The sequence below is a fragment of the Onishia taeanensis genome (assembly GCF_900100755.1).
GTDB lineage: Bacteria > Pseudomonadota > Gammaproteobacteria > Pseudomonadales > Halomonadaceae > Onishia > Onishia taeanensis.
In genome coordinates, this window is record NZ_FNCI01000004.1 from 269,708 (window position 1) to 291,797 (window position 22,090).

A 22,090-nucleotide genomic window follows, 5' to 3' on the forward strand; every position below is an offset into this window, starting at 1 on the left:
GGTTCTGGCATCAGTGCCGGCCAACCAGCTCGAGCACCTGCGCCATATCGAGCTGTTCTTCCAGCGCATCGGCGAGTCGGTCGAGCTCGCGCTCGCGGTGGGCCGCGTAGTCCACCGCCGCCGCTTCTGCATCCCCTAGGCCCAGCCGGGCCAGCAGCTCGGTGCAAGCGCTCGCCTCCTCGAACAGCCCGTGCAGGTAGGTGCCCAGGAGCTGGCCATCCTCACTGACCGCCCCGTCCGGGCGACCCTCGAGCTGCATCAAGGGCCTTTCCAGCGCCGGCCCCTCGCTAATGCCGTTATGGATTTCGTAACCGCTCACCGCCACGCCCTCACCGGCCTGGTTGGCCAAGACAGTACCGACACAAGGGCCGACGCGAGAACCGACAAGTGTGCCGCGCACATTGCGCAGTTGCTTGCCCGCCACCATGCGGGTGCGCATGGGCAGCAGCCCCAGCCCCGGCGTCACCCCTGGCGCGCCTTCCAAGCCATCGGGGTCGTCGATGGTCTCCCCCAGCATCTGAAAGCCGCCGCAGATACCGAGCACCTTGCCGCCATAGCGCAGTTGGCGCTGGATCGCCGCCTCCCAGCCCTGTGCGCGCAGCCAGGCAAGATCGCTGACCGTTGCCTTGCTGCCGGGTAGCAGGATCACATCGGCCGGCGGAATCGGCTGGCCCTCGCTGACCAGGCTCAAGGACACCCGCGGATGCAGACGCAGAGGATCGAGGTCGGTGTGATTGCTGATGCGAGGCAACATCGGCACCACGATATGCAGCTCGGGCCGGTCCGTTTCCTGGCCGGCGAGCCCGACGCCATCTTCTGCATCGAGTAGCAGGCCCTCGAGGTGGCGCAGAACGCCGAGCACCGGCTTGCCGGCATAGGTTGTCAGCCAGTCGAGGCCGGATTCCAGCAGGGCAATATCGCCGCGAAAGCGATTGATGATGAAGCCTTGGGTACGGGCCCGTTCTGTCTCGGAGAGAAGCGACAGGGTTCCCACCAGTTGGGCGAAGACGCCGCCCCGGTCGATGTCGCCGACCAGCAGCACCGGGCAGTCGATGGCCTCGGCGAAGCCCATGTTGGCGATATCGCCTTCGCGCAGGTTGACCTCGGCGGGGCTGCCCGCCCCCTCGGCGATAATCACCTCGAAGCGACTCGACAGCCGCTCCCAGGCCGCCAGTACCGTCTCGCGGGCCTGGCGTTTGAAGGCATGATAATCGAGCGCGCCCATGTGGCCATAGACTCGACCATCGAGAATCACCTGAGCGCCATGATCGGTCTCGGGCTTGAGCAGCACCGGGTTCATATCGCAGTGAGGGGCAATGCCGGCGGCTCGTGCCTGCAGGGCCGTAGAACGGCCGATCTCACCGCCCTCTGGCGTCACGGCGCTGTTCAGCGCCATGTTCTGAGGCTTGAAGGGCGCCACCGAGATACCACGACGAGACAGAGCGCGGCACAGCCCCGCCACGACCGTGCTCTTGCCGGCATCCGACGTCGTGCCCTGGATCATCAGAGTCGTCATGGCCTTGTCCTTATAGGCGTTACAGCTCCACGCCTTTCTGGGCCTTGATGCCCTGGTCCTTGAAGGCGTGCTTGATCACTTTCATCTCGGTCACGGTATCGGCCAGCTCGACCAGCGGCTCCGGTGCATGGCGGCCGGTGACCACGACGTGCTGCATGCCTGGGCGCGCCTGCAAGTCGTCGAGCACGGTATCCAGGTCCAGGTAGCCGTGGCGCAGGGCGATATTGAGCTCATCCAGCAGCACCAGGGCGTAGCGTTCGTCGGCAAGCATGCGCCGAGCCTGCTCCCAGGCGGCTTCAGCGGCGAGAATGTCGCGCTCGCGATTCTGGGTATCCCAGGTATAGCCGTCCCCCATGACGTGATAATCCACGCCGGGCAGGTCACGGAAGAATGCCTCCTCGCCGGTGCTGAATGCCCCCTTGATGAATTGCACCACGCCAACCTTCATGCCGTGGCCAAGCGCACGGGCGACCATGCCGAAGCCTGAACTGCTCTTGCCCTTGCCGGGGCCGGTGAGCACCAGCAACACGCCCTGCTCCTTGTCGGCGGCTTTGATCCGCTCGTTCATGATGCGCTGCTTGGCGGCCATGCGCTGCGCATGACGCTCGGGGTCGATGGAGGCTCGACTCATCGGTATCTCCTTTTCAAAACGGCTGGGCTTATCAAAACGGACTGGATGTTCAGAACGGCTCGGCACCGAGGAAGACTCGTCATATCAGCGCTTGGGGACGAAGACCGGCGCGCCATCCACCATGGCGGTGGTCAACGCCTGGCCGTAGAGGCCTTCAAGGGCTGACGGCACCAGCATGCTGTCCGCCTCACCCCAGCAGACTTCGCCGCCGGGATAGAGCAGCAGCAGGTGGCTACACCAGCGGGCGGCCAGGTTCAGATCGTGCAGACACATCACCACGCCGCAGCCCCGTGCGGCCTGCTCGGCCAACAGCTCCATGACCGCCACCTGGTGGTGCAGGTCGAGATGGTTGGTGGGCTCATCGGCCAGCCACAGCTGGGGCGCCTGAGTCAGCAGGGTCGCGAGACTGACCCGCTGACGCTCGCCGCCGGACAGGGTCGAGAGCTCGCGGTCAGCCAGGTGCGAAAGGTCGAGACGCTCCAGCGCTGCCTCGGCCCGGGCCAGATCTTCTGGCCCCTCCTGCTGCCAGGGGACGATAAAGGGATGGCGGCCAATCAGCGCGGTCTCGCGAACGGTGGCCGGAAAGTCGTCGTGGTGGGTCTGAAAGACGATGCCCAGCCGGCGTGCCAGGGCCCGGCGCGTGAGGCGTGACAAGGGCTTGCCGCCCAGGCGCACCTCCCCTGAGCGGGGTGCCCGCAGCCCGGCCAGGGTATGCAACAGCGTCGTCTTGCCGGCACCGTTGGGCCCGAGCACGCCCCAACGCTCGCCGGGCGCAATCCGCAGGTACAGCGGCCTGCCTGCCGGGCGGCCAGGAATGTCGATGACCAGCTCACGGGCTTCGAGGGTCTCTATCAGCGGCTCGGGGATGGCCGGCGACGGTTTCGAGATAGCCATCAACGGCTCCGTGACAGCAGGTAGAGGAAGCTCGGCACCCCAAGCAGCGCGGTGATCACGCCCACCGGCAACTGCTGAGGCGCTATCAGGGTCCGCGCCAGGGTGTCGGCCAGGGTCAAGAGCGTGCCCCCGGCCAGCAGGCTTGCCGGCAGAATCAGCCGCTGATCGTTGCCGAGCCTCAAGCGCAGCATATGGGGCACCATCAGGCCAACGAAGCCCACGCTGCCGGCCGTGGTGACTGCCACCGCCGTCAGCAGGCTGGCCAGCAGGTAAAGGGTCCACTCCAAGGGGCGAACCGCCACGCCCAGGGCCGCCGCTTGAAGGCCGCCGCGAGCCAGCACGTTGAGGGTTCTCCCTAGGGGCGTTACCACTAGAAGGCTGATCACCGCGACGCTCAACACCGGCCAGGGGCTACCAGCATAGGCCAGATCGCCCATCAGCCAGTAGAGCATGCCGGGCAACTGATCCACGGGGCTGACCGCCAGCAGAAAACTGATCAGGGCGCCCCAGCCCGCGGCCATCACCACCCCGGTGAGCAGCAGGCGAGTCGGCGTCCAACTGCCGGTACCATGGGCCAGGCCGAAGACGATCAGGATCGATACCAGGGCACCGACAAAGGCCGCACCGGAAACCAGCGCCATGCTAGCCCCAGCCAGCATCGCCAGCAGCGCCGCCACCGAGGCGCCGCCGGACAGCCCCAGCACATAGGGGTCTGCCAGTGGATTGCGCAGCAGTATCTGCATCAAGGCACCGGCCAGGGCCAGCAAGGCACCGGTGCCGAAGGCGGCCAACGCCCGGGGCAGCCTTAGCTCCAACACCAGCGTCTGGTGAAGGGCATCGCCACCGCCCAGAAGCACCGCCGCCAGTTCATCCGGGGCAATACCGACACTGCCCAATGCCAGGGCGATCGCTAGCGCCAGCAGCGCGGCGAGTGCCAGCCAGGCCAACGGCCTCAGGCGCCGCTTACGGCTTACCCTATGAACGCTAGCGTCGGCCACGCGCAACCTCCAAACGCTGACAGAGCTGCCGGGTCCCTTCGACGAGACGCGGCGTGGCACGCTGCACCAGATCCGGGTCGACGAAGAAGAGGTTGTCGCGCTGTACCGCCGTCAGTTGGGGAAAATCGCGCCAGGCCTCGAGCCAGGTGGAGTCGGGCTTGCCCATGCCGCCGGTGATAATCGCTTCCGGGTCGCGGGCCAGCACCGATTCGACGCCGATCCTCGGCGCCAGGGTCGACTCATCGGCAAAGAGGTTGACCCCACCACACAACTCGAGCGAACGGCTGATCCAGTGCTCACCATTGATGGTCATCAGCGGCTGCTCCCAGACCTGATAGAAAACCGGCACCGGGGCGGCGTTGGCATACCGCTCCCGCAGCGTCGCCACCTCTTCGCGCAGTGAGGCCGCCGTAGTTGCGCCGACCTCAGGCGTGCCGGCCAGGGTGCCAAAGCGCTCGAGAGTCCCGGCGACGCCGGCAAAGTCTTCCACGTCAGAGAAGTAGACCGGCAGGCCGAGTCGCGATAGCCGCTCGACCTGCTCACGGGGGTTGCCACCCTGCCATGCCACCACCAGGTCAGGCTCCAGGGCCAGCAGGGCTTCGAGATCGAGACGGTCGTAGCTACCGACCCGGGGCAGCGCCTGGGCCGCGACCGGGTAGTCGCTGAAGCTGACCGCCCCCACCACCCGCTCGCCAGCCCCCGCAGCGAAGAGCAGTTCGGTGACGCCGGGTGACAGCGCAACGATACGCTTAGCCGGCGCCTCCAGGCAGAGTTCATGCCCGGCGTCATCGCCCACGCAGACCTCCGCCCGGGCAATGCCGGGCAGACCAGCCCCGAGCCCTATGATCAAGGTTAGGGGCAGGACCGCCATCGAGACCGAGCGCGCGCGCTTATGCATCACTCGCCGAACCGCACGCTGAGGAAGGCCGCGCGGCCAGGACTGTTATAGCCCTCGACGGTCTGGTAGTGCTTGTCGAGCAGATTTTCCAGCGTCAGGCGAGTCGACCAGCGCGGCGCGAAGTGCCAACCGGCGCGCAGGGCGAGAGTAGCGAAGCCGCCGAGTCGCTCCTCGTTGTCCGCATCGTCATAGCGATGGTTCTGGGCGATCACCGAGCCACCCAGTGTCCAGTCGCCAAGCGCGCGGTCAGCGTCGAACCGCAGGCTGCGCGAAGCGCGGCGCGCGAGGCGCTTGCCGGTCGCGCGGTTCTCGGGATCGGTATAGGTCAGAGCCGCACGCAGGGTCCAGTCGTTGACATCCGCGCCGGTGGCAAGCTCCACGCCGCGAATTCGGGCCCGGGAGACGTTATCCGAGGTATCGACGCTGCCATCGCCGTCGGTATCGACCGTGGTGATCATGTCATCGATATCGCTCTGATAGACCGCCAGATCCCAGAAACCCAGCCCAAACTGGCCCCGAATGCCCAGCTCATAGGTCTCCGAGGTCTCCGCATCGAGATCCGGGTTGCCTTCGTAGAAGCCATCGTCTGGGTAATAGAGGTCATTAAAGGTCGGCGCGCGGAAGGCGGTACCGTAACTGGCGCGCAGGGTATGGATCTCGTCTAGCGCATAGCCCAGCCCCAGGCTGCCGGTAGTCTCTTCGCCATAGGCCTGGTTGTCATCGTGGCGCAGCGAGGCCTGTACGGTCAGCGGTGAGAAATCCATCAGCGCCTGAGTGAACACCGCCGTGTTGTCGCGGCTGTCCTCGTCGAAGGCAGTGCTGGAGTCGACCTCATCGCGGGAATATTCGGCGCCGGCGACCAGCTCATGACGCCCCAAGGCCAGGGTATTCTCTAAGCGAGCGGTGCGCGTTTGAGTGTCGAAGACGCTGCTATACACAGGCGTTTCCTGTTCGTCCCGCGCTTCGCTGAGGGTCAGGCGGCTGGACCAGGCCTCGGTGATGGGCAGCTCAGCGTAAATGCCGGCCACCTGCTGCACGTAATCGGTCTCGCCGGGCGAGCCGTAGGCATCGAACTCGGTATTGCCGCGCCCCCGCAGCCCCAGCACACCCAGCTCGGCACCACCGGCGAAGGTGTGCGAGAGGCGTACCAGACCGGTGGTGTTGTCATAGCCCTTGTCGCCCTCGCCGTCGACGATCTCGTAGCCGTCGCTCTCCAAGCGGCTAGTGGACACATAATAACGCGTACCGCTCTCGGCCCCGGACAGCGAGGCGGTGGCGCGGCGGGTATCGAAGCTTCCTCCCCCCAAACTGATGCTTGGCGTGGGCTCGCCCTCGCCTTCCGGCGTAAACAACTGGACCACACCGCCCACGGCATCGGCGCCATAGAGGCTGCCGCGCGGGCCGCGCACGACCTCGACCCGCTCGAACATGCGCGGATCGAGGAACTGCCAAGAGGGGCTACCGGCGGTGGCTGAACGCAGCCGGATGCCATCGATCAGCAGCGGCGTGGACTCGCTGCCGGTGCCGCGCAGATAGACGCTCGTGTTCTTGCCAAAGCCGCCGCTGGAGGAGACATCCACGCCGGGCTGGGCGCGCAAGATATCGGTGATGTCCTTGGGGTCCTGGCGGCGCAGATCGGCTTCATCGATCACCGTGACCGAGGCCAGGCTTTGGTCGGCGGTGCGCGGCGCGAGAGTCGCGGTCACCACCATGGGGTTGAGCACCTGCTGGCTAGCGGCAGTGTCGGAAACGGCCTCAGAGGACGCCGTGTCGGAAGCGGCGCTGGCAAAAGGCGCGACGCCAATACACAGGGCGACCAGGCCCTGACGGCGGGGGAATAGTGTCATCATTATGCTGTAATCCCTGAGCCACACGCACCCGTGCGGCAAGAACCCTTGAAGGGCCGGGAAACGAAGGGAAAGACAGGTCTGCCAGCGAGGAAAAAAGCACGAGCCCTGCCCAAGGATCGCCCTCCGCGTCCTGGCATGCGCTCACCGGCCGGTATCCGGACTGACGAACGAAGGGCCTAGCACAGCAAAAATGCACTGCGAGCTAGATAGGCACCTTCCGGACCGCCGCCTTCCCATGCCGCAGGGGCACAGTGGCATACCATTCGTTAGAGGTAGTGGCGGACCTTGATTCGATCACCGTTGCGGGGGCAGTGTCGGAATGGCCGTTTGGCATCACCGACTTCCCGTTTAAACCCGGCCCATCTGCGCGGGCCTGGGTCACCTGAGAGTGGAGGTAAGCTAGCAACCGGGGGTAGGCGAGTCAACGCGAATCCCTCAGCAGGGCCGCTTCAGGCATTGGGCCAGCCCGTGGCGCACGTACCAGACAGCATCGGCACGGCAGGCCGCATCCTGATTGAACCAGCCGGCAAGATCGCGCCAACGGCGTTCCTCGCTCGCCAATGGCACGATGCCGCGCCCCATCTCCGGCAGGATCAACACGACCTCCCCGCCCGTTTCTTTCTCGGCCTCGAGCATGACCTGAAGGATATCGACCAAACGCTGGCGCAACCGGTCGTCATCGCCTTCATCGGCAAGAGCTCGCGCAAGCCAATCGGCCCACCCGGTGATCACGACCACCGGCGCTGACGCGAGCCGCTCACACCAGCCGGCCAGCGCATCGCCCTTTCCCACCACTCCCAGCGTTCCCGCCTTCAGCCAACAGGCATCAGGGAAGCGCGCGGTTACGATGTCGCCTTTGCCGGCGCAGGCACCACCGATGAAGAGCTGCATGACCAGCCATCCTCCTGGAACGTAAAGGTGAAACAGCGCCCCTGGGCCTGGCCGACCACGCCGTCCCAGAAATCGGCCGCCTCGAGGCGTCGACGCAGTTCGCGGATGGTGCCACCATGGCTTACCGCCAGCACGCGACGCTGCTGGCGCTGGCGTGCCTCGGCGAGCACCTCATCGAGCCAGGCCGATAGCCGCGCCCAGAGATCATCCGCCGATTCCCCACCGGGTGTGGCCAACCGGCCCTGGCTGTCGACCCAGGCTCGGTAGTCGGGGTCGTCCTTGAGCGCGTCCCAGGTCTGCCCTTCATAGTCGCCGAAGTTCAACTCGCGCAGCCGGGCATCGTAGCGTGGCGTATCAGGATGGCCCTTGCGCACCGCCTCGAGCGTCTGACGACAGCGAGTCAGATCACTGCAGTAGACGGCATCGAAATCGGTATCTGCCAGGTGCTCACGCAGCCGCTCCAGGTCTGGCTCAGCGTCGGGTAGCAGCAGCGGAATATCGCGGTGGCCCTGATAGCGACGCTGCTGGTTCCAACTCGTCAGACCATGGCGGACGACCACCACGTCGAGGCAGCGGGTACCGTCCAGGTGAAAGTCGCTCATCGACGCTCTTCCTCTTTACAAACCCAACTCGTCAGACCATGGCGAACGACCACCAGCTCCAGGCGATCATCAACAACCATAATTCTCCTCCCTCAATGGCGGCACCGACGATATCGCCATTGATGCCGCCGAAGGCCCGGCGCATCGCCAGGCCGTAGATGATGATAAAGGCCGCAAGGCCGATCAGTAGCCAAGCCATGCTGGGCATGATGACCAGCGCGGCCAGCGGCAGCAGCGCCGCCAGGACGAGGTCCTTAAAACCGAGACTCTGCTGCCAGGCATGCGCCAGGCCCTCGGGCCGGGCCGCCGGCACCCACACCAGCAGGCCGACGCCACCCAGCCGCCCCAGGGCGGCAACGGGCACCAGCCACCAAGGGCTGGCACCCGCCTCGAGGAGCGCCCATAGCAACACGGCCTTCCAGGCCAGATGAAAGACCAGCGCCAATATGGCGAAGCTGCCCACCTGGGAATCCTTCATGATCGCCCAGCGCCGCTCCAGCGGCGCATTGCTGCCCAGGGCATCTGCCAGGTCCATCAGGCCGTCCAAATGCAGGCCACCTGAGAGCGCCACCCAGAGACTCAGCAGCATGAGGGCCAGCATGGGAGTGGGCAGCAGCGGCTGCAGCAGCACGCCGATCCCGCCCACCAGAGCGCCAATTAGCGCTCCCACCAGCGGATAGGCCCGTGCCGCCCAGCGCCTGGTGCCAGCGTTCCAGGGGCAGGCCACGGGTACCGGCAGCCGGGTCAGAAACTGGATCGCCAGCAGTACGCCGAAGATCGCGTCCTTCATGAAGCGTCTCCCTTGCCATCATCGGATGGCTTGCCGTCGGCGGAGTTCTTTTCGCAGGCCGCGCCCTTCCAGTCGATCGAGCAACCGGCCACCACCTCGACCACCCGGTCAGCCTGATGGGCCAGGTCGCGGTGCAAGCGCTGCAGGAAAGCCAGGTAGCGCCAGACCATCTCATCTCGCGGCGGCAGGTCCTCGTTGAGGTCGTTGGAGACCACCACCAGCGTTATCTCGCGACGGCGCGCCGTATCGATCAGCTGACGAAGCATCCGTCGCCCGGCTTCTTCGTCAAGACCGGCCTCGAACATCACCTGACTGGCCCAGAGCGTCAGGCAGTCGAGCAGCACGCTGCTGCCGGCCGGCACATGATCCAGCGCAGCGGCTATCGCCCGCGGCGCCTCCAGGGTCAACCAGTCCTCGCCGCGGTCACGACGATGCCGAGCGATCCTGGTGGCCATCTCCTCATCGCTGACCCGGGCCGTGGCCAGATACACCAGCCCACTAGGTTCAGGCGAGCGCCAGACCCGAGCCAGCGCCTCGGCCACTGCACTCTTGCCGCTGCGGGCACCACCGGAGACGAAGGCGATCATGCTTGCCTCCCGGCGGCCAACGCTTCGAGTAAAAGGGCGTTGTCTGCGCTGTCGCGTAGCGCCAGGCGTAACCAGCGCCCATCCAGGCCGGGAAAGTTATGGGTATGCCGAGCCAACAGGCCACGGCGCAGCAAGAAGGCGAACAGCGCTTCTGCCTCGGCGGCACCTCCGGCGTCCAACAGCATGAAGTTGGCCTGTGTTGCCGGCACCCCATAACCCAGCGCCCGCACCGCATCGACCACGCCAGGTCGCACATCGCCGAGCCAGGCTTGCGTGCGGGAAAGGTAGTCGGCGTCAGCCAATAGCGGCGCGACTAGCCCCAGCGCCAGGGCATTGACGCTCCATGGCATCTGCAGGCCACGGGCACGTTTAACCATCGAAAGCGAGCCGAGCATGTAGCCGATTCGCAGGCCCGGCAGGTCATAGAGTTTGGTCAGCGAGCGCAGCAGCACCAGATTGGGAGCCGACGCCAGCAACGGCGTGAGGGCTTGCTGATTACTGAAGTCAATGAAGGCCTCGTCGACCACCACAGTGGTGCCCGTTTTGAGGCCTCGCGCCAGCAGGCGTTCAACGGCCTGAGTCGCCACCAGCGTGCCGGTGGGATTATTGGGGCGACACAAGAAGAGCAGCGCGGCAGAGTGGGTCGTACCCGCCATGGCCCGCTCGGCCGCGTCGATGTCGAGCTCGAACGTTTCACCTTGCAGCCTAAGCGACTCGACCGAAAGACCATAATGGGCACAGGCAAGTCGGTACTCGCTGAAGGTCGGTTCGACCACTAGCGCCCGGCCACCGGCGTGCAGAGCCGCGGCCAGATAAATGGCTTCGGCACCGCCGTTGGTCGCCAGTACCTGCTCGGGCAGCACGCCGTCGCGTTTGGCGATGGCCCGAGCAGGCGTCTCGTCATCTGGGTTCGGGTAGACCGCCAACCGCTCGGTGGCCCCGCTCAGCCAGTCGTTCAACCAGGCGGGCGGGCCCAAGGGGTTGAGGTTGGCGCTGAAATCGATCAGCGGATGATCCGCCGGCAGGCCGAAACGCGCCAGCAAGGCCGCCCGGCGCCCGCCGTGATCGGGCCAATTCGTGCTCCCCGGCGTCATAACAGCCACTCCCGCATCAGCACCAGGGGTGTCGCCAATAGCAGGAAGACCAGCCAGCCCCCGTGCATGTAGCGGATAGCCCGCTCGATGTGGGCGACGCTCAAGGCCTCGTGGGACGTACCCAAGGTAGCGCGCTGAGAGGGGCGCCCGGCGTAGTGATTGAGACCGCCTAGCTGCACCCCCATCAGGTTGGCCACCATGGCCTCCGGCCAGCCCGCATTGGGGCTAGGGTGCCGAGGCGCCTCGCGGCGAGTGCTTGCGAGGGCGCCGCGCCAACGGCTGCCGGGAATGCTCAAGGCAGCCAGCCACAGCGTCAGGGCGGTGAGTCTGGCCGGCAGCCAGTTCGCCGCATCGTCGAGGCGTGCAGAAGCGCGACCGAAATCTTCGAAGCGCGGGCTGCGATAGCCGACCATCGAATCCAGGGTATTAGTGGCCTTGTAGGCCAGCGCCAGCGGTGCACCGCCCAGCAGCGCCCAGAACAGCGGTGCGGTGATGCCATCTACGGTGTTTTCGGCCACGGTTTCCACCGCGCCCCGGGCAAGCTCACTCTCGTCAAGGCCGGCCGTGTCCCGGCCCACGATCATGGAAAGCGCTTGTCGGGCGGCCTGCATATCGCCCTGTGCCAGCGGTACGGCTACCGCTCGTGCGGCCTCGGCAAGCCCCCGAGCTGCAAGCGTAGTGGCCAGCAACACCAGCTCCACGGCCACAGACAGCCAGGGGCTGACCCAGGCGATAACGGCAAGCACGCCCCAGGCGAGCGCCCATGTGGCACCCACCACCAGCGCCACCAGCCACTGGCCGCGCCGCCGGCGATCGGCCGGCGAACCGTGGTTCCAGGCTCGCTCAAGCCGCGCGATGATCCGGCCGATGCCGACGACCGGGTGAGGGAGCCAATGCGGATCACCCAGCAACGAGTCGAGCAACAGGGCGGCACCCACCAGCGCCAGCAGCTCGATAGACAGGGGCGCCACGATCATTGATTCAGCCAGCATGGAACCGAGTGCACCTGGCATTGCATGAGCAGAGTTCGGCGGGCATCGGCTCAGTGGGCCTCATGGTTGTCGACCCCGGCAGCGGCAAAGGTCGCCATCTCCGCGAGCATGGCGGCGGCCGCCTCGAGCAGCGGGAACGCCAGGGCGGCGCCGCTGCCCTCTCCCAGCCGCAGGGAAAAATCCAGCAGAGGGTCGGCGTCCAGCGCCGCCAGGACGCGGTCATGGCCAGGCTCCTGGGAGCGATGTCCGAAGATCAGATAAGGCCGCAGTGACGGGTCGATGCGACAGGCGGTCAGCGCAGCGACAGTGGCAATAAAGCCATCGACGAGAATCGGCAGGCGCTTGGCAGCGGCGCCGAGATAGGCCCCCACCATGGCAGCGATCTCGAGGCCCCCGAGGCGCGCGAGCACATCCATCGGGTCGTCGGGATCGGCCTCCCGAGCGATCAGGGCGGCCTCGATGACGGCCAGCTTCTGGGCCAGGGCATCGCCGGTCACCCCCGTGCCCGGCCCTACCAGCTCGGCCACCGGCACATCGATCAGTGCCGCCAGCATGGCCGTGCTGGCGGAGGTATTGGCGATCCCCATTTCGCCGACGATCAGGCAGCGACAGCCGGCCTTTATGGCGCGCTCGGCGGCACGCCGGCCGACCGCAATGGCCGCCTGGGCCTCCTGCTGAGTCATGGCGTCCTCGCGCGCCAGATTTCGCGTTCCCGGACGTACCTTGTCATGCACGACTCCCGGAGCGGGCAAGTCGCTTGCCACACCGACATCGACCACTTCCAGCCGAGCGTCAATGCGTCGCGCAAAGACATTGATCGCCGCCCCGCCGGCAGCGAAATTCGCGACCATCTGGGCGGTCACCGCCTGGGGAAAGGCCGAAACGCCCTCCTCTGCCACGCCATGATCGGCAGCGAAGACCACCACCCCGGGCGGGCTGACGCGGGGAAAATCCTCGCCGGTCACAGCGGCCAGCGTCACCGCCAGAGACTCGAGACGCCCCAGGCTGCCGGGAGGCTTGGTGAGGGTATCGAGATAGCGGCCAACCCGCGTGGCACAGGCCGTGTCGAGCTCGGGGATCAGTGGCGATGAATCATTCACGGGGCGTCTCCGGAGATGCTTTTCAAGCCAGGCATCTTAACAGAGGCCTGCCGGCGCAGCCCGTCCGCTCAGCCTGCTCGCGGGACTTCACCGAGGTGCTAAGCTGATTAAGGTCAAGAGGATCAGTCATCCCCCGGCCCGTGTCTCACCCGCCTCTCTTGTGGAAGGTACGGGGTGAGTCAACCGAACCGGGAGAGCGAGGAGTCAGCGCCATGACCAAAAAGACACCACCGACCCGTGGCCTGCATGAGCTCTACGCCGAAGACCCGACGGCGGCCGATCGCCGCCTCTGGGGGCGAGAGGTCGACCCTCTGACCCGCCGCGGCTTCCTTCAGCGCTCGAGCCTGCTGGCCATGGCCGCCGCCCTGGGCGCCTCGATTCCCTTCGCCGACAAGATGCCGGGCGGCCTGATTCCCGCGGCCCTGGCCCAGAGCGACGAGCCCTTCACTCTCGTCGGCAAGGAAGGCCTGACGGTCCTCAACGACCGGCCCATCAACGCCGAAACGCCGCCGCACCTGCTGGATGACGACATCACCCCGGCCAAGTACATGTTCGTGCGCAACAATGGCATTCCCCCCGAGGCTCAGGGCATCGACGTCGCGAACTGGACCCTGAGCATCGAGGGTGAGTCCTGCCTGACGCCCACCACCTTCACCCTGGCCGAGCTCAAGGAACGCTTCACTCAGCACACCTATCAGCTACAGGTCGAATGCGGCGGCAACGGGCGCAGCGAGTTCGTGCCCTCGGCCAGCGGCAACCAGTGGACCACCGGGGCCGTGGCCTGCCCAAGCTTCACTGGCGCCAGGCTAAGTGACGTGCTCGAGGCCTGCGGTATCGCCGATGACGCCGTCTATATCGGCTACTACGGCGCCGACACCCACCCGAGCGGCGCCCCCGGCAAGGAGCCGATCTCGCGTGGCGTGCCTATCTACAAGGCCATGGAAAAAGAGTCGCTGATCGCCTGGGCCATGAACGGCGAGGACATTCCCTACCTTAATGGCTATCCATTGCGCCTGGTCTGCGGCGGCTGGCCGGGCTCGGTCTCCGGCAAGTGGCTGACGCGGATCCTGGTGCGCAATCAGAAACACGACGGCGCCAAGATGGCCGCGCCCTCCTACAGCGTGCCCCGCTACCCGGTCGCCCCGGGCACCGAGGTGCCGCTTTCCGACTTCGAGACCATCCACTCGATGCCGGTCAAATCGCTGATCACCTTTCCTCGCTCGGGCATAACCCACCCGCTGGGCGAATCGCTCGAAGTACGCGGCCATGCCTGGGCCGGCGATCTGGCAGTGCGCGAAGTGCATGTCTCTCACGACTTCGGCGCCACCTGGCAGCCAGCCGAACTCCGTGACGCGCCCAACCGGTTAGCCTGGCAGCGCTTTACTACCCGCCTCGACTTCCCCGAACCCGGCTATTACGAAATATGGGCGATGGCGGTGGACGACGAGGGCCGCGCCCAGCCGATGGTAGTTCCCGGCTGGAACCCCAAGGGCTATCTCAACAACGCCTGCCATCGCATCGCGGTGCAGGTGGTCTAGGAGGTTGCCATGCACAAACATCCAACCGCCATCGGTGGGCTGCTATCGGCAACGCTGCTGCTCTGCCCGCCCGCGCTCGCCCAGGATACCGACCCGGCGACCGGCCTGGTCATCGCCGAGGGTTGGCAGGTGGTCAGCGCTAATTGCACCGTCTGCCATTCGGCGAAGCTGGTGACCCAGAACAGTGGCTCGCGCAACCACTGGCAGGGCTTGATCCGCTGGATGCAGGACACTCAAGGCCTATGGGCCTTCACCCCGGAGATGGAAACCACCATCCTCGACTACCTCACCGCCCACTACGGCCCCAAGGAAGGCGCGCGACGTCCGCCCCTGGCACCGTCGCTGCTGCCGCCCAATCCATACAAGCAAGGCGATACCCAGCCCGGGGCGTCCTAGCTCTTCCACACCAGACCCTGACCTGAATCAACCCGCATCACGCTAATTCGGTTAGCCTGAGCGGAAGGCACCGAGAACATATGTGAAAGGAACATAAGAGTGGCTGAGGATGACGACAGAGGGCATGACGATGCGCTTTCATCAGGTAAGAGAGCTGGTGCACTGGGCGGCTAGTTATCATCAACGCTTGGCTGAGCACTACACCCAATGCGCCAGCGGCAATGTCAATGAACGGGTACGCATAGCACTCGAGTACCTGGCCAGTCATGAACGCACCCTGCAGGCAAATCTCGAGGGATACTTCACCGACGGCAGCAACCACCGCGCCGTGCTGGATACCTGGTTCGACGACCCGGCCGACTTTCCCCACCTGCCGATTCTCGATCAGCTTCCTGACTGCATGGACTGCAGCAACGTGCAGGACGTGCTGGACACGGCCCTTTCTACCCACAAGACGCTTCAGCATCTCTACCAGCACCGGGCCGACCGGGCCAGCATCGAGGAGGAGCGCGAGTTTTTCACCGCCCTCGCCGCCGGACACGACGGCGAAGTACGCCGGCTGGCTCGGGATATTCAGCGTCTCGAAGATTATTGAAGCGTTGCCAACAGAACAGGAATGCCAAAGGCGGCCAGTACCGGCAGGCATCGTCAGGCTTTACGCAACACCTGCCTCACGTAGGATAAGTAAGCCATTCGCTGCCAGGAACGCCGATGTCTTCCAGCCAAATCAGCAAGACCAAGACCAGCTTCTATCGCCGCCTTTATGTGGCTTACCTGATCGATCAGGGCATCGCCAGCGTGCCTGCCCTGACCGAGGCCACCGGCATGCCAAGGCGTACCGCCCAGGACACGCTTAACGCCCTAGCCGAGCTGGACATCGACTGCCGGTTCGAGCCCGAGCCGGGCGAGCGCCACAACATCGGCCGTTACGTGATTCATGACTGGGGCGCCATCAACCCCGAGTGGATCGCTCGCCACCAGGGCGCCATCAAGGCAGCGCTGGGCTATCCATAAGGGTCACAGCAAGCCGCGCTCGCCAGCCGACTCGCGCACTCTATTCGCACACTCTCTAGAAACGATCCGCGCGAAAAGGTGCCATATCAATGGCCGGCGTCTCGCCGTCCATCAGCTCGCCGAGCAGGCGCCCGGTCGCCGGCCCCAGCGTGAAGCCCTGGTGGCCATGGCCGAAGGCAAACCACAGCCCCTTGTGTGCCGGCGCCGGGCCGATCACCGGCTTCATGTCCGGCGTACAGGGGCGAGCGCCCTTCCAGGGCGTGTCATCGCATCTCGCTCCCAGCGGCACCAGCTTGCGAGCCACCGACTCGGCCGCATCCAACTGATCCAGGTCCGGCGCCGCATCTCGGTTCGCCAGTTCCGCCCCCGTGGTCAGGCGGACACCGGCGCGCATCGGTGCCAGCAGGTAGCCGACCTCGGCATCCATGACCCAGTGGTTGAGCGCATGCCCTTCCTGCATGGCGTAATGCATGTGGTAGCCGCGCTTGACGAACAGCGGCAGCCGATACCCCAAGCGGCCCAACCAGTCGCCGGACCAGGGGCCCATGGCCATCACCAGTTCTGCGGCTTGCAGAGGGCCAGCATCGGTTGCCACTCGCCAGTCGTCAGCGCCCTGTTCAACCGACTCGACGCTTGCCTTGACCACCTTGCCGCCCAACGCCTTGAAGGCGTCGGCATAGGCCGCCACCAGCCCACCGGGATCGGCGACGGTCCAACTATCCCGCCACAGAATCGCGCCGACGATCTCGCTCGCTAGATCGGGTTCCTGCTCGGCAAGCGCTGCACGATCGAGCCGGTCATAGGTAAGGCCATGCTGCTTGGCCAGCGGAGCGACCTTGGCCAGACGCGCCTCGAAAGCCTCAGGCGTGCGATAGAGCTCCAGCCAACCGTTGCGGCTGACCAGAGCATCCGCCCCGGCCGCCTCGATCATCGGCGCATGTTCCTGAGTCGACAGCGCAATCAATGAGGCGTATTCCGGCTGAATACGCGCATAGGGACCGGGCGCCGAGTTCTGCCAATAGCGAAACAACGCGCTGGCCGATTCCAGCATGCCGCTGGGCCGGTAACGTATGTCTACTCGCCGGTTGGGCACGACCTGCATCAGCGTCTTGGCATCCCTTGGAAAGGCATAGGGCGCCACCGCTTCGCGCTGAATGATGCCGGCATTGCCAAACGAGGTCTCATGGCCCGGCTCCCGGCGGTCGACCAGCACGACCGAGCGCCCCCGCTTGGCCAAGTGATAAGCAATCGACACACCGACCATGCCGGCCCCCAGGACGATGGTATCGCTGACATCATGTTCCTTGGACATGGGCACTCCTGACCTTGAGAGAAGAAAACCGGCACCTACCGGACCTCCATTCTAGAGTATACGCTGGTGCATGCCATGCCGATCCAGATGGGCATGAGCGCCTCGGCTCCAGTTGGACGGCTGACGCCATGGCACGGCTCGCGTAAGCTTGAGTGCATCCACTTTCCCGCTGGAGCTCCCATGACCGATCGCGATACGCGCCACCAGCAGTCGATGCAGAAACTCAAGGCCCACGTCGACGACAAGGTGGCCAACGCCACCGAGGAACGCGGCCTGCTGATGGTCTTCACCGGTAACGGCAAGGGCAAGACCACCGCCGCCTGGGGCACCGTGACCCGAGCACTGGGCTACGGCTACAAGGTCGGCGTGATCCAGTTCATCAAGGGGCTATGGGAATGCGGCGAACGGGAGCGGCTCAACGACGACGCCAACCTGGAAGTCGCGATCATGGCCACCGGTTTTACCTGGGACACCCAGAACCGGGAGAGCGATACAAAGGCCTGCCAGGAAGTCTGGCAAGAAGCCAAACGCATGCTCGAGGACCCAGAGATCTATCTGGTGGTGCTCGATGAGATCACCTACATGATGAAGTACGGCTACCTGGACGTCGCCGAAGTGATCGCCGCACTCGAGAATCGCCCAGCAGAGCAGACGGTGATCATTACCGGCCGCAACGCCAACCGCGAGGTGGTCGCCATGGCAGATACGGTGACCGAAATGCAGGAAACTCGCCACGCCTTCAACGCGGGGCTCAAGGCACGCCGCGGCATCGATTTCTAGGCGACGAACTTTCTCGCCGCCTACGGCTCACACATGATGACGCCCTCGCCTCACAGGCCGAGCTGGCCCCATGCGCAAATGGAGACGACCAATGAATGCCAAGGGAATCCTCGATCAACTGATGAAGCAGGCCAGCGGCAAAAGCAATTCCAGCGGCGGCTTCGATGCCCAGCAACTGGTCAAAGGCCTTTCCTCTCAGTTCGGTGGCAATAGCGGCAAGGAAGGCGCCTCCAGCGGTGGCTTCGACGTCAAGAGCCTGCTCGGCGGTGGCGCCATGGGCGCGCTGATCGGCTCCAAACGTGGCCGCAAGATGGGCGGCAAGGCCCTCAAGTACGGCGCCATTGCTGGCGTCGGCGTGCTGGCCTGGAAGGCGTGGCAGAATCGCCAGACCAGCGGTGACTCTGCACAGGAAGGCGCGCCCATCGACGACCTGGACGGCCAGGCCCAGGAGCAGCGCAGCCTGGAGATCCTGCAGGCAATGATCATGGCGGCCCGGGCCGACGGCCACATCGACGACAGCGAGCGCCAACAGCTGGGTGAACAGATAGAAGCCCTGGGCGCCGACGCTGAGCTACAAGCCTGGGTCGAACAGCAGTTTCAGGCCCCGCTGGATGCCGAAGCACTGGCCCAGCAGGCCGACTCGCCCCAGGCTGCCCGGGAGATCTATCTTGCCAGCGTGGCGATCATCGACGACCAGAACCCCATGGAGCGCGCCTGGCTCGACCAGCTTGCCGCCGCCTTGGAGCTGGACGCCGAGATGCGCGCCGAGCTGGAGCGTCAGGCCCTGGGTGCCGCACAGGGCTGAACGACCCGACGCTTACTGGCAGGCGCTTATGACATAGCCCCAAAGGCTAGAGAGTTACCGCTAACGATGGCCGAGCCGGTCCAGTAAGGCCGCATCATCGACCACGGGTTCGGTCATCTCGGGCAACACCTCGGCCGGCAGCGCCATGATGCCGGCCTCCTCATGGATAGTAAGCACCCACTCTTGGCAGCGCCGGCAGCGCAGTTTCTCGCCACCGTGCCTGGCGCGATGATGCTCCAGCTCATCGAAGCCGCCGGCGAACTGCACCGATACCTCTGGCCAGAACAACAGCCTGGTGGCGCTACCATCCTCGCCGCAGCAATCCGGACAATCGCAGTCTGCCGCACCCAGCGGTGCCCCGGTGGCCATTAGCGTTACCGCCCCGCAGCCACAGTCGCCCTGGTAGAAAGGTCCATTGCTCATGATGGGCTCCATTGGCCAACAATGATGTTGCCAGTGTGACAGCGACCGGCAGCACCCAGCCAGCATCGTTCTCGTCGCATCAACGAGGAACACCGAATGGCGTACATGGCTACCGATGATGCCTTGCCTATCTGCAAGCTTCGCTATTGATTCAGTGCCAGTGGGAGTGAGCACCAAAGAAGCCCAGAATAATTGCCACCCTATTGACCACATTGTTAAGCATTGATCTGGCCAATAAAGCCGGCTTCATCCCTGACACCTACTCGATTGCCATCTGGATCATTGATATTGATCGTCCTGCCCCAAGCATTCTCTGTGATGGCCGCTTGAATGCCCCATGCCCTGATGTCTGCTAAGGCATCCTCCAGGTTCTCGACGTTGAAACGCAGCTTAACGCTCCCCTCTTCCAAAGACTTGGTGCTGTCTTTTGCTTTACCACCCGGCTCAATCATCAAGTAGCCATCGCCGTACTCGAGGCAGACGAGCCTGAAACCGTCCTCATCTTTCTCGAAAAGCTGACGCAGACCGAAGAGGTCTCTATAGAATGCCACGCACTGATCAAACCTTTCCGTATTGAGAATTAACCCGTAGCGAGCAATGTTCGCCTGCATGAAAGCTCCTTGTTTTTGGTACGATGGCATGGACACGAGAGCATCCAAATGCTGTGTCAGTTAGCGCCCTTAGCACCGAGCCATATGGAACACAGGGTAGAAATTCCGTAAGTGATTGTGCCTGTTAAATACCGTAGTCACGCTCAACCTTCGAGATACGGGTTCTGAATGATGAATACCACTTCTCATGGCCAAGTCTTTGAGCCTCTTGGTGCTCTGCATTGGCTTTCCACTGCTTGATCGACTCAAGGTCAGACCAGTATGAAACAGTGATTCCGACATCCTCTCTTGCAGATTCCACTCCCAAAAAACCGGGCTGCTCTGATGCCAGCTCAACCATCCTCTCCGCCATTTGGCCATATCCCTCGTGCACTTCCGTTAGGTGAGATGTAAAAATCACTGCGTAGTAAGGCGGCTTCGGCGTTTTAGCGATGAGGGACATCAGAACTCCTTCAAATATTTAACGTCAACCATAGCAACCCAAGTACGAGCCTCAGGCCTCAGTTGAGAGTCGCCCAGTACCTGGCCCCATCGGCCGTCGTTAACTCAGTGCTGGCTTGCTGAGTTTTCTCCACCGGGATCATGTTCAGCATCGTTTTCTTCTTGCGACGCTATCGATGCGTATCCAATGAATTGGGCGAAGAAAACCTGATGCCTGTCTGATTATTCGCTTGTACGGATGGCATGTATATCCTCGATATCCACTGGGCGTGAGAGCACAGATTTATACTGAATCAAGTCCTCCTTCGGCATAAGGGGAAGCTCAAGCCCCAGCAAGTTAACAGTCACATACCGGGAAAAATCTATGCCAAGGGGAACCCAACCCTGGTGGCTCGCATCGAAAATTTGCGGACCGTCAGCGCTACCCACTTCCACCTTGACGCCCTCGTACTTGAATTGGATGTAGGTTAGATCCCAGCCCTCCTCCTGGCGGTGAGCGGCAGCTTTGGATACAAACGCCTGTCCGGCCTGAACCACTGATAAGAAGTGTTCACCGGGAACGAAGAGGTCAATATCATGCAGATCACGCTCAGAGCCATAGCCCCTCGCAGCGAGCCCGCCACAGATCAGAAAGGGAATATTCCTATCCCTTAGTAACCCCACAATCCACTGAGCCGCTAGATGATGCACGCCGCCTCCTGTTACACATAATGTCTGAGTTCCGTTGACACCTGGGCTGGAACTGATGGAAGTCCCTCTGAAGCAGGAAAGCGCTATGGGCCGTCGACTGCGAGGGTTTTCTGTACAGTGCACTCCTTATGTTTAGGTGAGCGCAATGATAAAAATCACAAACGAGACAATGCTGGCACCAATGCGAAATGCATGGAGAAGAGACCACTTATCAAGCAAGGTTTCCGCTTCTTCGGAGGCAGCATCCAAGCCGGAGTCTTCCAGCCTGTCGTTCGTCGGCTTGATAACCAGAAGCGTGAAAGGGACCACCGCTAATAAGAAAATGGCTCCGGTTAGCCAAAGCCATCCATTCCCGAGCCAACACGAAACTAAGGCAGATACCGAGCCGATGAGTGCTAGCGAGGCCTGAAATGGTGCCGCCTTGGCGTACATGGGGCCAAAGAATTTAACCGCACCCGCAGTACCAAGCGTTCGGGCCGCCGGTTGCTGGACGAGGCTTATGTAGGTTGCGGCGCCTGCAAAAAAGCCAGCACACATGACGGCGACAATTCCAAACAGCATGTTCGGTACCTGGTTGATGCCCAGCGGTGGTCAGCATACTCGGCGATGAGTGGAGATGAAGCCACAGTGTAGTAGATGCCGCTGTAATCGACCTGTGGATCAGCTATGTTTCTCCCAGTGTTCTTTGCTTATCTTGTACAGGACATGTTCACAAAGTGGGTCTGAAGGCTCCAGGTCCGGATGTTCAAAATTGCTGGCATAGGACATGCCGATTTTTTCCATGACGGCTTGAGAGCGAAGGTTGTTTACTGTCGTAAAAGAGACCACCTCTTCTAGCCCCAATTGAGTAAAAGCATACCGCAATGCCTCATTGGCAGCCTCTGTCGCGTAACCCCTCCCCCAATAAGCTTTAGCAAGACGCCAGCCGATTTCCACACAAGGCGAGAACGGCATGCTGTCATTGGGAGTGTGCAGCCCGACAAAGCCAATAAAGTGACTTTCACCGGGAACTTCAACGGCCCAGAACCCCCAGCCACGTTCAGCAATGAGGGACTTGATGTTCCGCCCCATGCTGTAGCTTTCTTCCTTCGTCAGTCTCTTTGGGAAGAATTCCATCACCTCTTTATCTCTGCACATTTCCGCAAAGGGGGAGAGGTCTTCGTCATTCCACTGCCGAAGTATTAATCTTTCCGTTCTCATCATGGGTCAACTGATTCCTTTCTACCACCAGCCATCA

Annotated in this window: 26 protein-coding genes, 1 pseudogene and 1 riboswitch; of the genes and pseudogenes, 7 read left to right on the top strand and 20 right to left on the bottom strand. The window is 63.6% G+C overall.

Going from position 1 to position 22,090, the window contains the following annotated elements:
- Nucleotides 1–10: 10 nt before the first annotated feature.
- The 13 genes from BLR71_RS08130 to cobT form a co-directional block, all read right to left on the bottom strand.
- On the bottom strand, nucleotides 11–1,516 hold the full coding sequence (locus tag BLR71_RS08130; RefSeq protein ID WP_092524916.1) for a cobyric acid synthase: 1,506 nt from the start codon (nucleotides 1,514–1,516) through the stop codon (nucleotides 11–13).
- 19 nt (nucleotides 1,517–1,535) lie between these two features.
- The gene (gene cobO / locus BLR71_RS08135; RefSeq protein WP_092524917.1) at nucleotides 1,536–2,147 is read right to left on the bottom strand and encodes a cob(I)yrinic acid a,c-diamide adenosyltransferase; all 612 of its coding nucleotides are present in this window, start codon (nucleotides 2,145–2,147) and stop codon (nucleotides 1,536–1,538) included.
- A gap of 84 nt (nucleotides 2,148–2,231) precedes the next feature.
- Nucleotides 2,232–3,041, bottom strand: coding sequence for an ABC transporter ATP-binding protein (locus BLR71_RS08140; protein WP_092524919.1), 810 nt, complete (start codon nucleotides 3,039–3,041; stop codon nucleotides 2,232–2,234).
- A complete protein-coding gene (locus BLR71_RS08145) occupies nucleotides 3,041–4,039 on the bottom strand; it encodes a FecCD family ABC transporter permease (RefSeq protein WP_479691880.1) in 999 nt (332 codons plus the stop codon). The genes BLR71_RS08140 and BLR71_RS08145 overlap by 1 nt, the downstream gene beginning before the upstream one ends.
- Complete coding sequence (locus BLR71_RS08150; protein WP_245696376.1) at nucleotides 4,026–4,937, bottom strand: cobalamin-binding protein; 912 nt, start codon at nucleotides 4,935–4,937, stop codon at nucleotides 4,026–4,028. The genes BLR71_RS08145 and BLR71_RS08150 overlap by 14 nt, the downstream gene beginning before the upstream one ends.
- Nucleotides 4,937–6,787 carry a TonB-dependent receptor domain-containing protein gene (locus tag BLR71_RS08155; protein ID WP_422730763.1) on the bottom strand — a complete coding sequence of 617 codons (1,851 nt, stop codon included), beginning with the start codon at nucleotides 6,785–6,787 and terminating at the stop codon, nucleotides 4,937–4,939. The genes BLR71_RS08150 and BLR71_RS08155 overlap by 1 nt, the downstream gene beginning before the upstream one ends.
- A 129-nt stretch (nucleotides 6,788–6,916) precedes the next feature.
- Nucleotides 6,917–7,188, bottom strand: a riboswitch (cobalamin riboswitch).
- Nucleotides 7,189–7,222: 34 nt separating this feature from the next.
- A complete protein-coding gene (locus BLR71_RS08160; protein WP_092524921.1) occupies nucleotides 7,223–7,678 on the bottom strand; it encodes a bifunctional adenosylcobinamide kinase/adenosylcobinamide-phosphate guanylyltransferase in 456 nt (151 codons plus the stop codon).
- The gene (locus BLR71_RS08165; RefSeq protein ID WP_092524923.1) at nucleotides 7,630–8,280 is read right to left on the bottom strand and encodes a histidine phosphatase family protein; all 651 of its coding nucleotides are present in this window, start codon (nucleotides 8,278–8,280) and stop codon (nucleotides 7,630–7,632) included. Before BLR71_RS08165 ends, BLR71_RS08160 begins: the two co-directional genes overlap by 49 nt.
- Nucleotides 8,281–8,311: 31 nt before the next feature.
- Entirely contained in the window at nucleotides 8,312–9,070 is a 759-nt protein-coding gene (gene cobS, locus BLR71_RS08170; protein ID WP_092524926.1) for an adenosylcobinamide-GDP ribazoletransferase, read from the bottom strand.
- The gene (locus BLR71_RS08175) at nucleotides 9,067–9,657 is read right to left on the bottom strand and encodes a bifunctional adenosylcobinamide kinase/adenosylcobinamide-phosphate guanylyltransferase (RefSeq protein ID WP_092524928.1); all 591 of its coding nucleotides are present in this window, start codon (nucleotides 9,655–9,657) and stop codon (nucleotides 9,067–9,069) included. The genes cobS and BLR71_RS08175 overlap by 4 nt, the downstream gene beginning before the upstream one ends.
- Entirely contained in the window at nucleotides 9,654–10,751 is a 1,098-nt protein-coding gene (cobD, locus tag BLR71_RS08180; RefSeq protein WP_092524930.1) for a threonine-phosphate decarboxylase CobD, read from the bottom strand. The genes BLR71_RS08175 and cobD overlap by 4 nt, the downstream gene beginning before the upstream one ends.
- A complete protein-coding gene (gene cbiB / locus BLR71_RS08185; protein WP_245696377.1) occupies nucleotides 10,748–11,743 on the bottom strand; it encodes an adenosylcobinamide-phosphate synthase CbiB in 996 nt (331 codons plus the stop codon). The genes cobD and cbiB overlap by 4 nt, the downstream gene beginning before the upstream one ends.
- A gap of 50 nt (nucleotides 11,744–11,793) precedes the next feature.
- Entirely contained in the window at nucleotides 11,794–12,843 is a 1,050-nt protein-coding gene (gene cobT, locus BLR71_RS08190; protein ID WP_092524932.1) for a nicotinate-nucleotide--dimethylbenzimidazole phosphoribosyltransferase, read from the bottom strand.
- A gap of 212 nt (nucleotides 12,844–13,055) precedes the next feature.
- Here cobT and BLR71_RS08195 point away from each other — a divergent pair, with 212 nt between their 5' ends.
- The 4 genes from BLR71_RS08195 (at nucleotide 13,056) to BLR71_RS08210 (ending at nucleotide 15,791) form a co-directional block, all read left to right on the top strand.
- On the top strand, nucleotides 13,056–14,381 hold the full coding sequence (locus tag BLR71_RS08195) for a sulfite oxidase (protein ID WP_092524934.1): 1,326 nt from the start codon (nucleotides 13,056–13,058) through the stop codon (nucleotides 14,379–14,381).
- A 9-nt stretch (nucleotides 14,382–14,390) separates the two neighbouring features.
- A complete protein-coding gene (locus BLR71_RS08200) occupies nucleotides 14,391–14,777 on the top strand; it encodes a cytochrome c family protein (RefSeq protein ID WP_092524936.1) in 387 nt (128 codons plus the stop codon).
- Between the two features lie 124 nt (nucleotides 14,778–14,901).
- On the top strand, nucleotides 14,902–15,372 hold the full coding sequence (locus tag BLR71_RS08205; protein WP_245696378.1) for a ferritin family protein: 471 nt from the start codon (nucleotides 14,902–14,904) through the stop codon (nucleotides 15,370–15,372).
- 116 nt (nucleotides 15,373–15,488) lie between these two features.
- The gene (locus BLR71_RS08210) at nucleotides 15,489–15,791 is read left to right on the top strand and encodes a winged helix-turn-helix domain-containing protein (RefSeq protein ID WP_092524938.1); all 303 of its coding nucleotides are present in this window, start codon (nucleotides 15,489–15,491) and stop codon (nucleotides 15,789–15,791) included.
- 55 nt (nucleotides 15,792–15,846) lie between these two features.
- On the opposite strand, the gene BLR71_RS08215 is transcribed toward BLR71_RS08210, so the two are convergent.
- Nucleotides 15,847–17,103 carry an NAD(P)/FAD-dependent oxidoreductase gene (locus BLR71_RS08215; RefSeq protein ID WP_092524940.1) on the bottom strand — a complete coding sequence of 419 codons (1,257 nt, stop codon included), beginning with the start codon at nucleotides 17,101–17,103 and terminating at the stop codon, nucleotides 15,847–15,849.
- A gap of 180 nt (nucleotides 17,104–17,283) precedes the next feature.
- Here BLR71_RS08215 and cobO (BLR71_RS08220) point away from each other — a divergent pair, with 180 nt between their 5' ends.
- The gene (gene cobO, locus BLR71_RS08220) at nucleotides 17,284–17,883 is read left to right on the top strand and encodes a cob(I)yrinic acid a,c-diamide adenosyltransferase (protein ID WP_092524942.1); all 600 of its coding nucleotides are present in this window, start codon (nucleotides 17,284–17,286) and stop codon (nucleotides 17,881–17,883) included.
- A 91-nt stretch (nucleotides 17,884–17,974) separates the two neighbouring features.
- A complete protein-coding gene (locus tag BLR71_RS08225) occupies nucleotides 17,975–18,688 on the top strand; it encodes a tellurite resistance TerB family protein (RefSeq protein ID WP_092524944.1) in 714 nt (237 codons plus the stop codon).
- Between the two features lie 60 nt (nucleotides 18,689–18,748).
- Here the strand turns inward: BLR71_RS08225 and BLR71_RS08230 are convergent, their stop codons facing one another.
- Nucleotides 18,749–19,111: a GFA family protein gene (locus BLR71_RS08230; protein ID WP_092524946.1), complete on the bottom strand. Its 363-nt coding sequence runs from the start codon at nucleotides 19,109–19,111 to the stop codon at nucleotides 18,749–18,751.
- Nucleotides 19,112–19,186: 75 nt separating this feature from the next.
- Here BLR71_RS08230 and BLR71_RS18070 point away from each other — a divergent pair.
- A pseudogene (locus BLR71_RS18070) lies at nucleotides 19,187–19,261 on the top strand (Txe/YoeB family addiction module toxin); the annotation flags it as partial.
- A gap of 65 nt (nucleotides 19,262–19,326) precedes the next feature.
- On the opposite strand, the gene BLR71_RS08240 reads toward BLR71_RS18070, so the two are convergent.
- From BLR71_RS08240 to BLR71_RS08260, 5 genes are all read right to left on the bottom strand, one after another.
- Nucleotides 19,327–19,722, bottom strand: coding sequence for a VOC family protein (locus BLR71_RS08240; protein ID WP_092524947.1), 396 nt, complete (start codon nucleotides 19,720–19,722; stop codon nucleotides 19,327–19,329).
- Between the two features lie 124 nt (nucleotides 19,723–19,846).
- The gene (locus tag BLR71_RS08245; RefSeq protein ID WP_092524949.1) at nucleotides 19,847–20,164 is read right to left on the bottom strand and encodes an antibiotic biosynthesis monooxygenase family protein; all 318 of its coding nucleotides are present in this window, start codon (nucleotides 20,162–20,164) and stop codon (nucleotides 19,847–19,849) included.
- A 221-nt stretch (nucleotides 20,165–20,385) separates the two neighbouring features.
- A complete protein-coding gene (locus tag BLR71_RS08250) occupies nucleotides 20,386–20,853 on the bottom strand; it encodes a hypothetical protein (protein WP_092524951.1) in 468 nt (155 codons plus the stop codon).
- A 132-nt stretch (nucleotides 20,854–20,985) separates the two neighbouring features.
- Nucleotides 20,986–21,414, bottom strand: coding sequence for an anthrone oxygenase family protein (locus tag BLR71_RS08255; RefSeq protein ID WP_092524952.1), 429 nt, complete (start codon nucleotides 21,412–21,414; stop codon nucleotides 20,986–20,988).
- A gap of 99 nt (nucleotides 21,415–21,513) precedes the next feature.
- Nucleotides 21,514–22,056, bottom strand: coding sequence for a GNAT family N-acetyltransferase (locus BLR71_RS08260; RefSeq protein ID WP_092524954.1), 543 nt, complete (start codon nucleotides 22,054–22,056; stop codon nucleotides 21,514–21,516).
- Nucleotides 22,057–22,090: the final 34 nt, after the last annotated feature.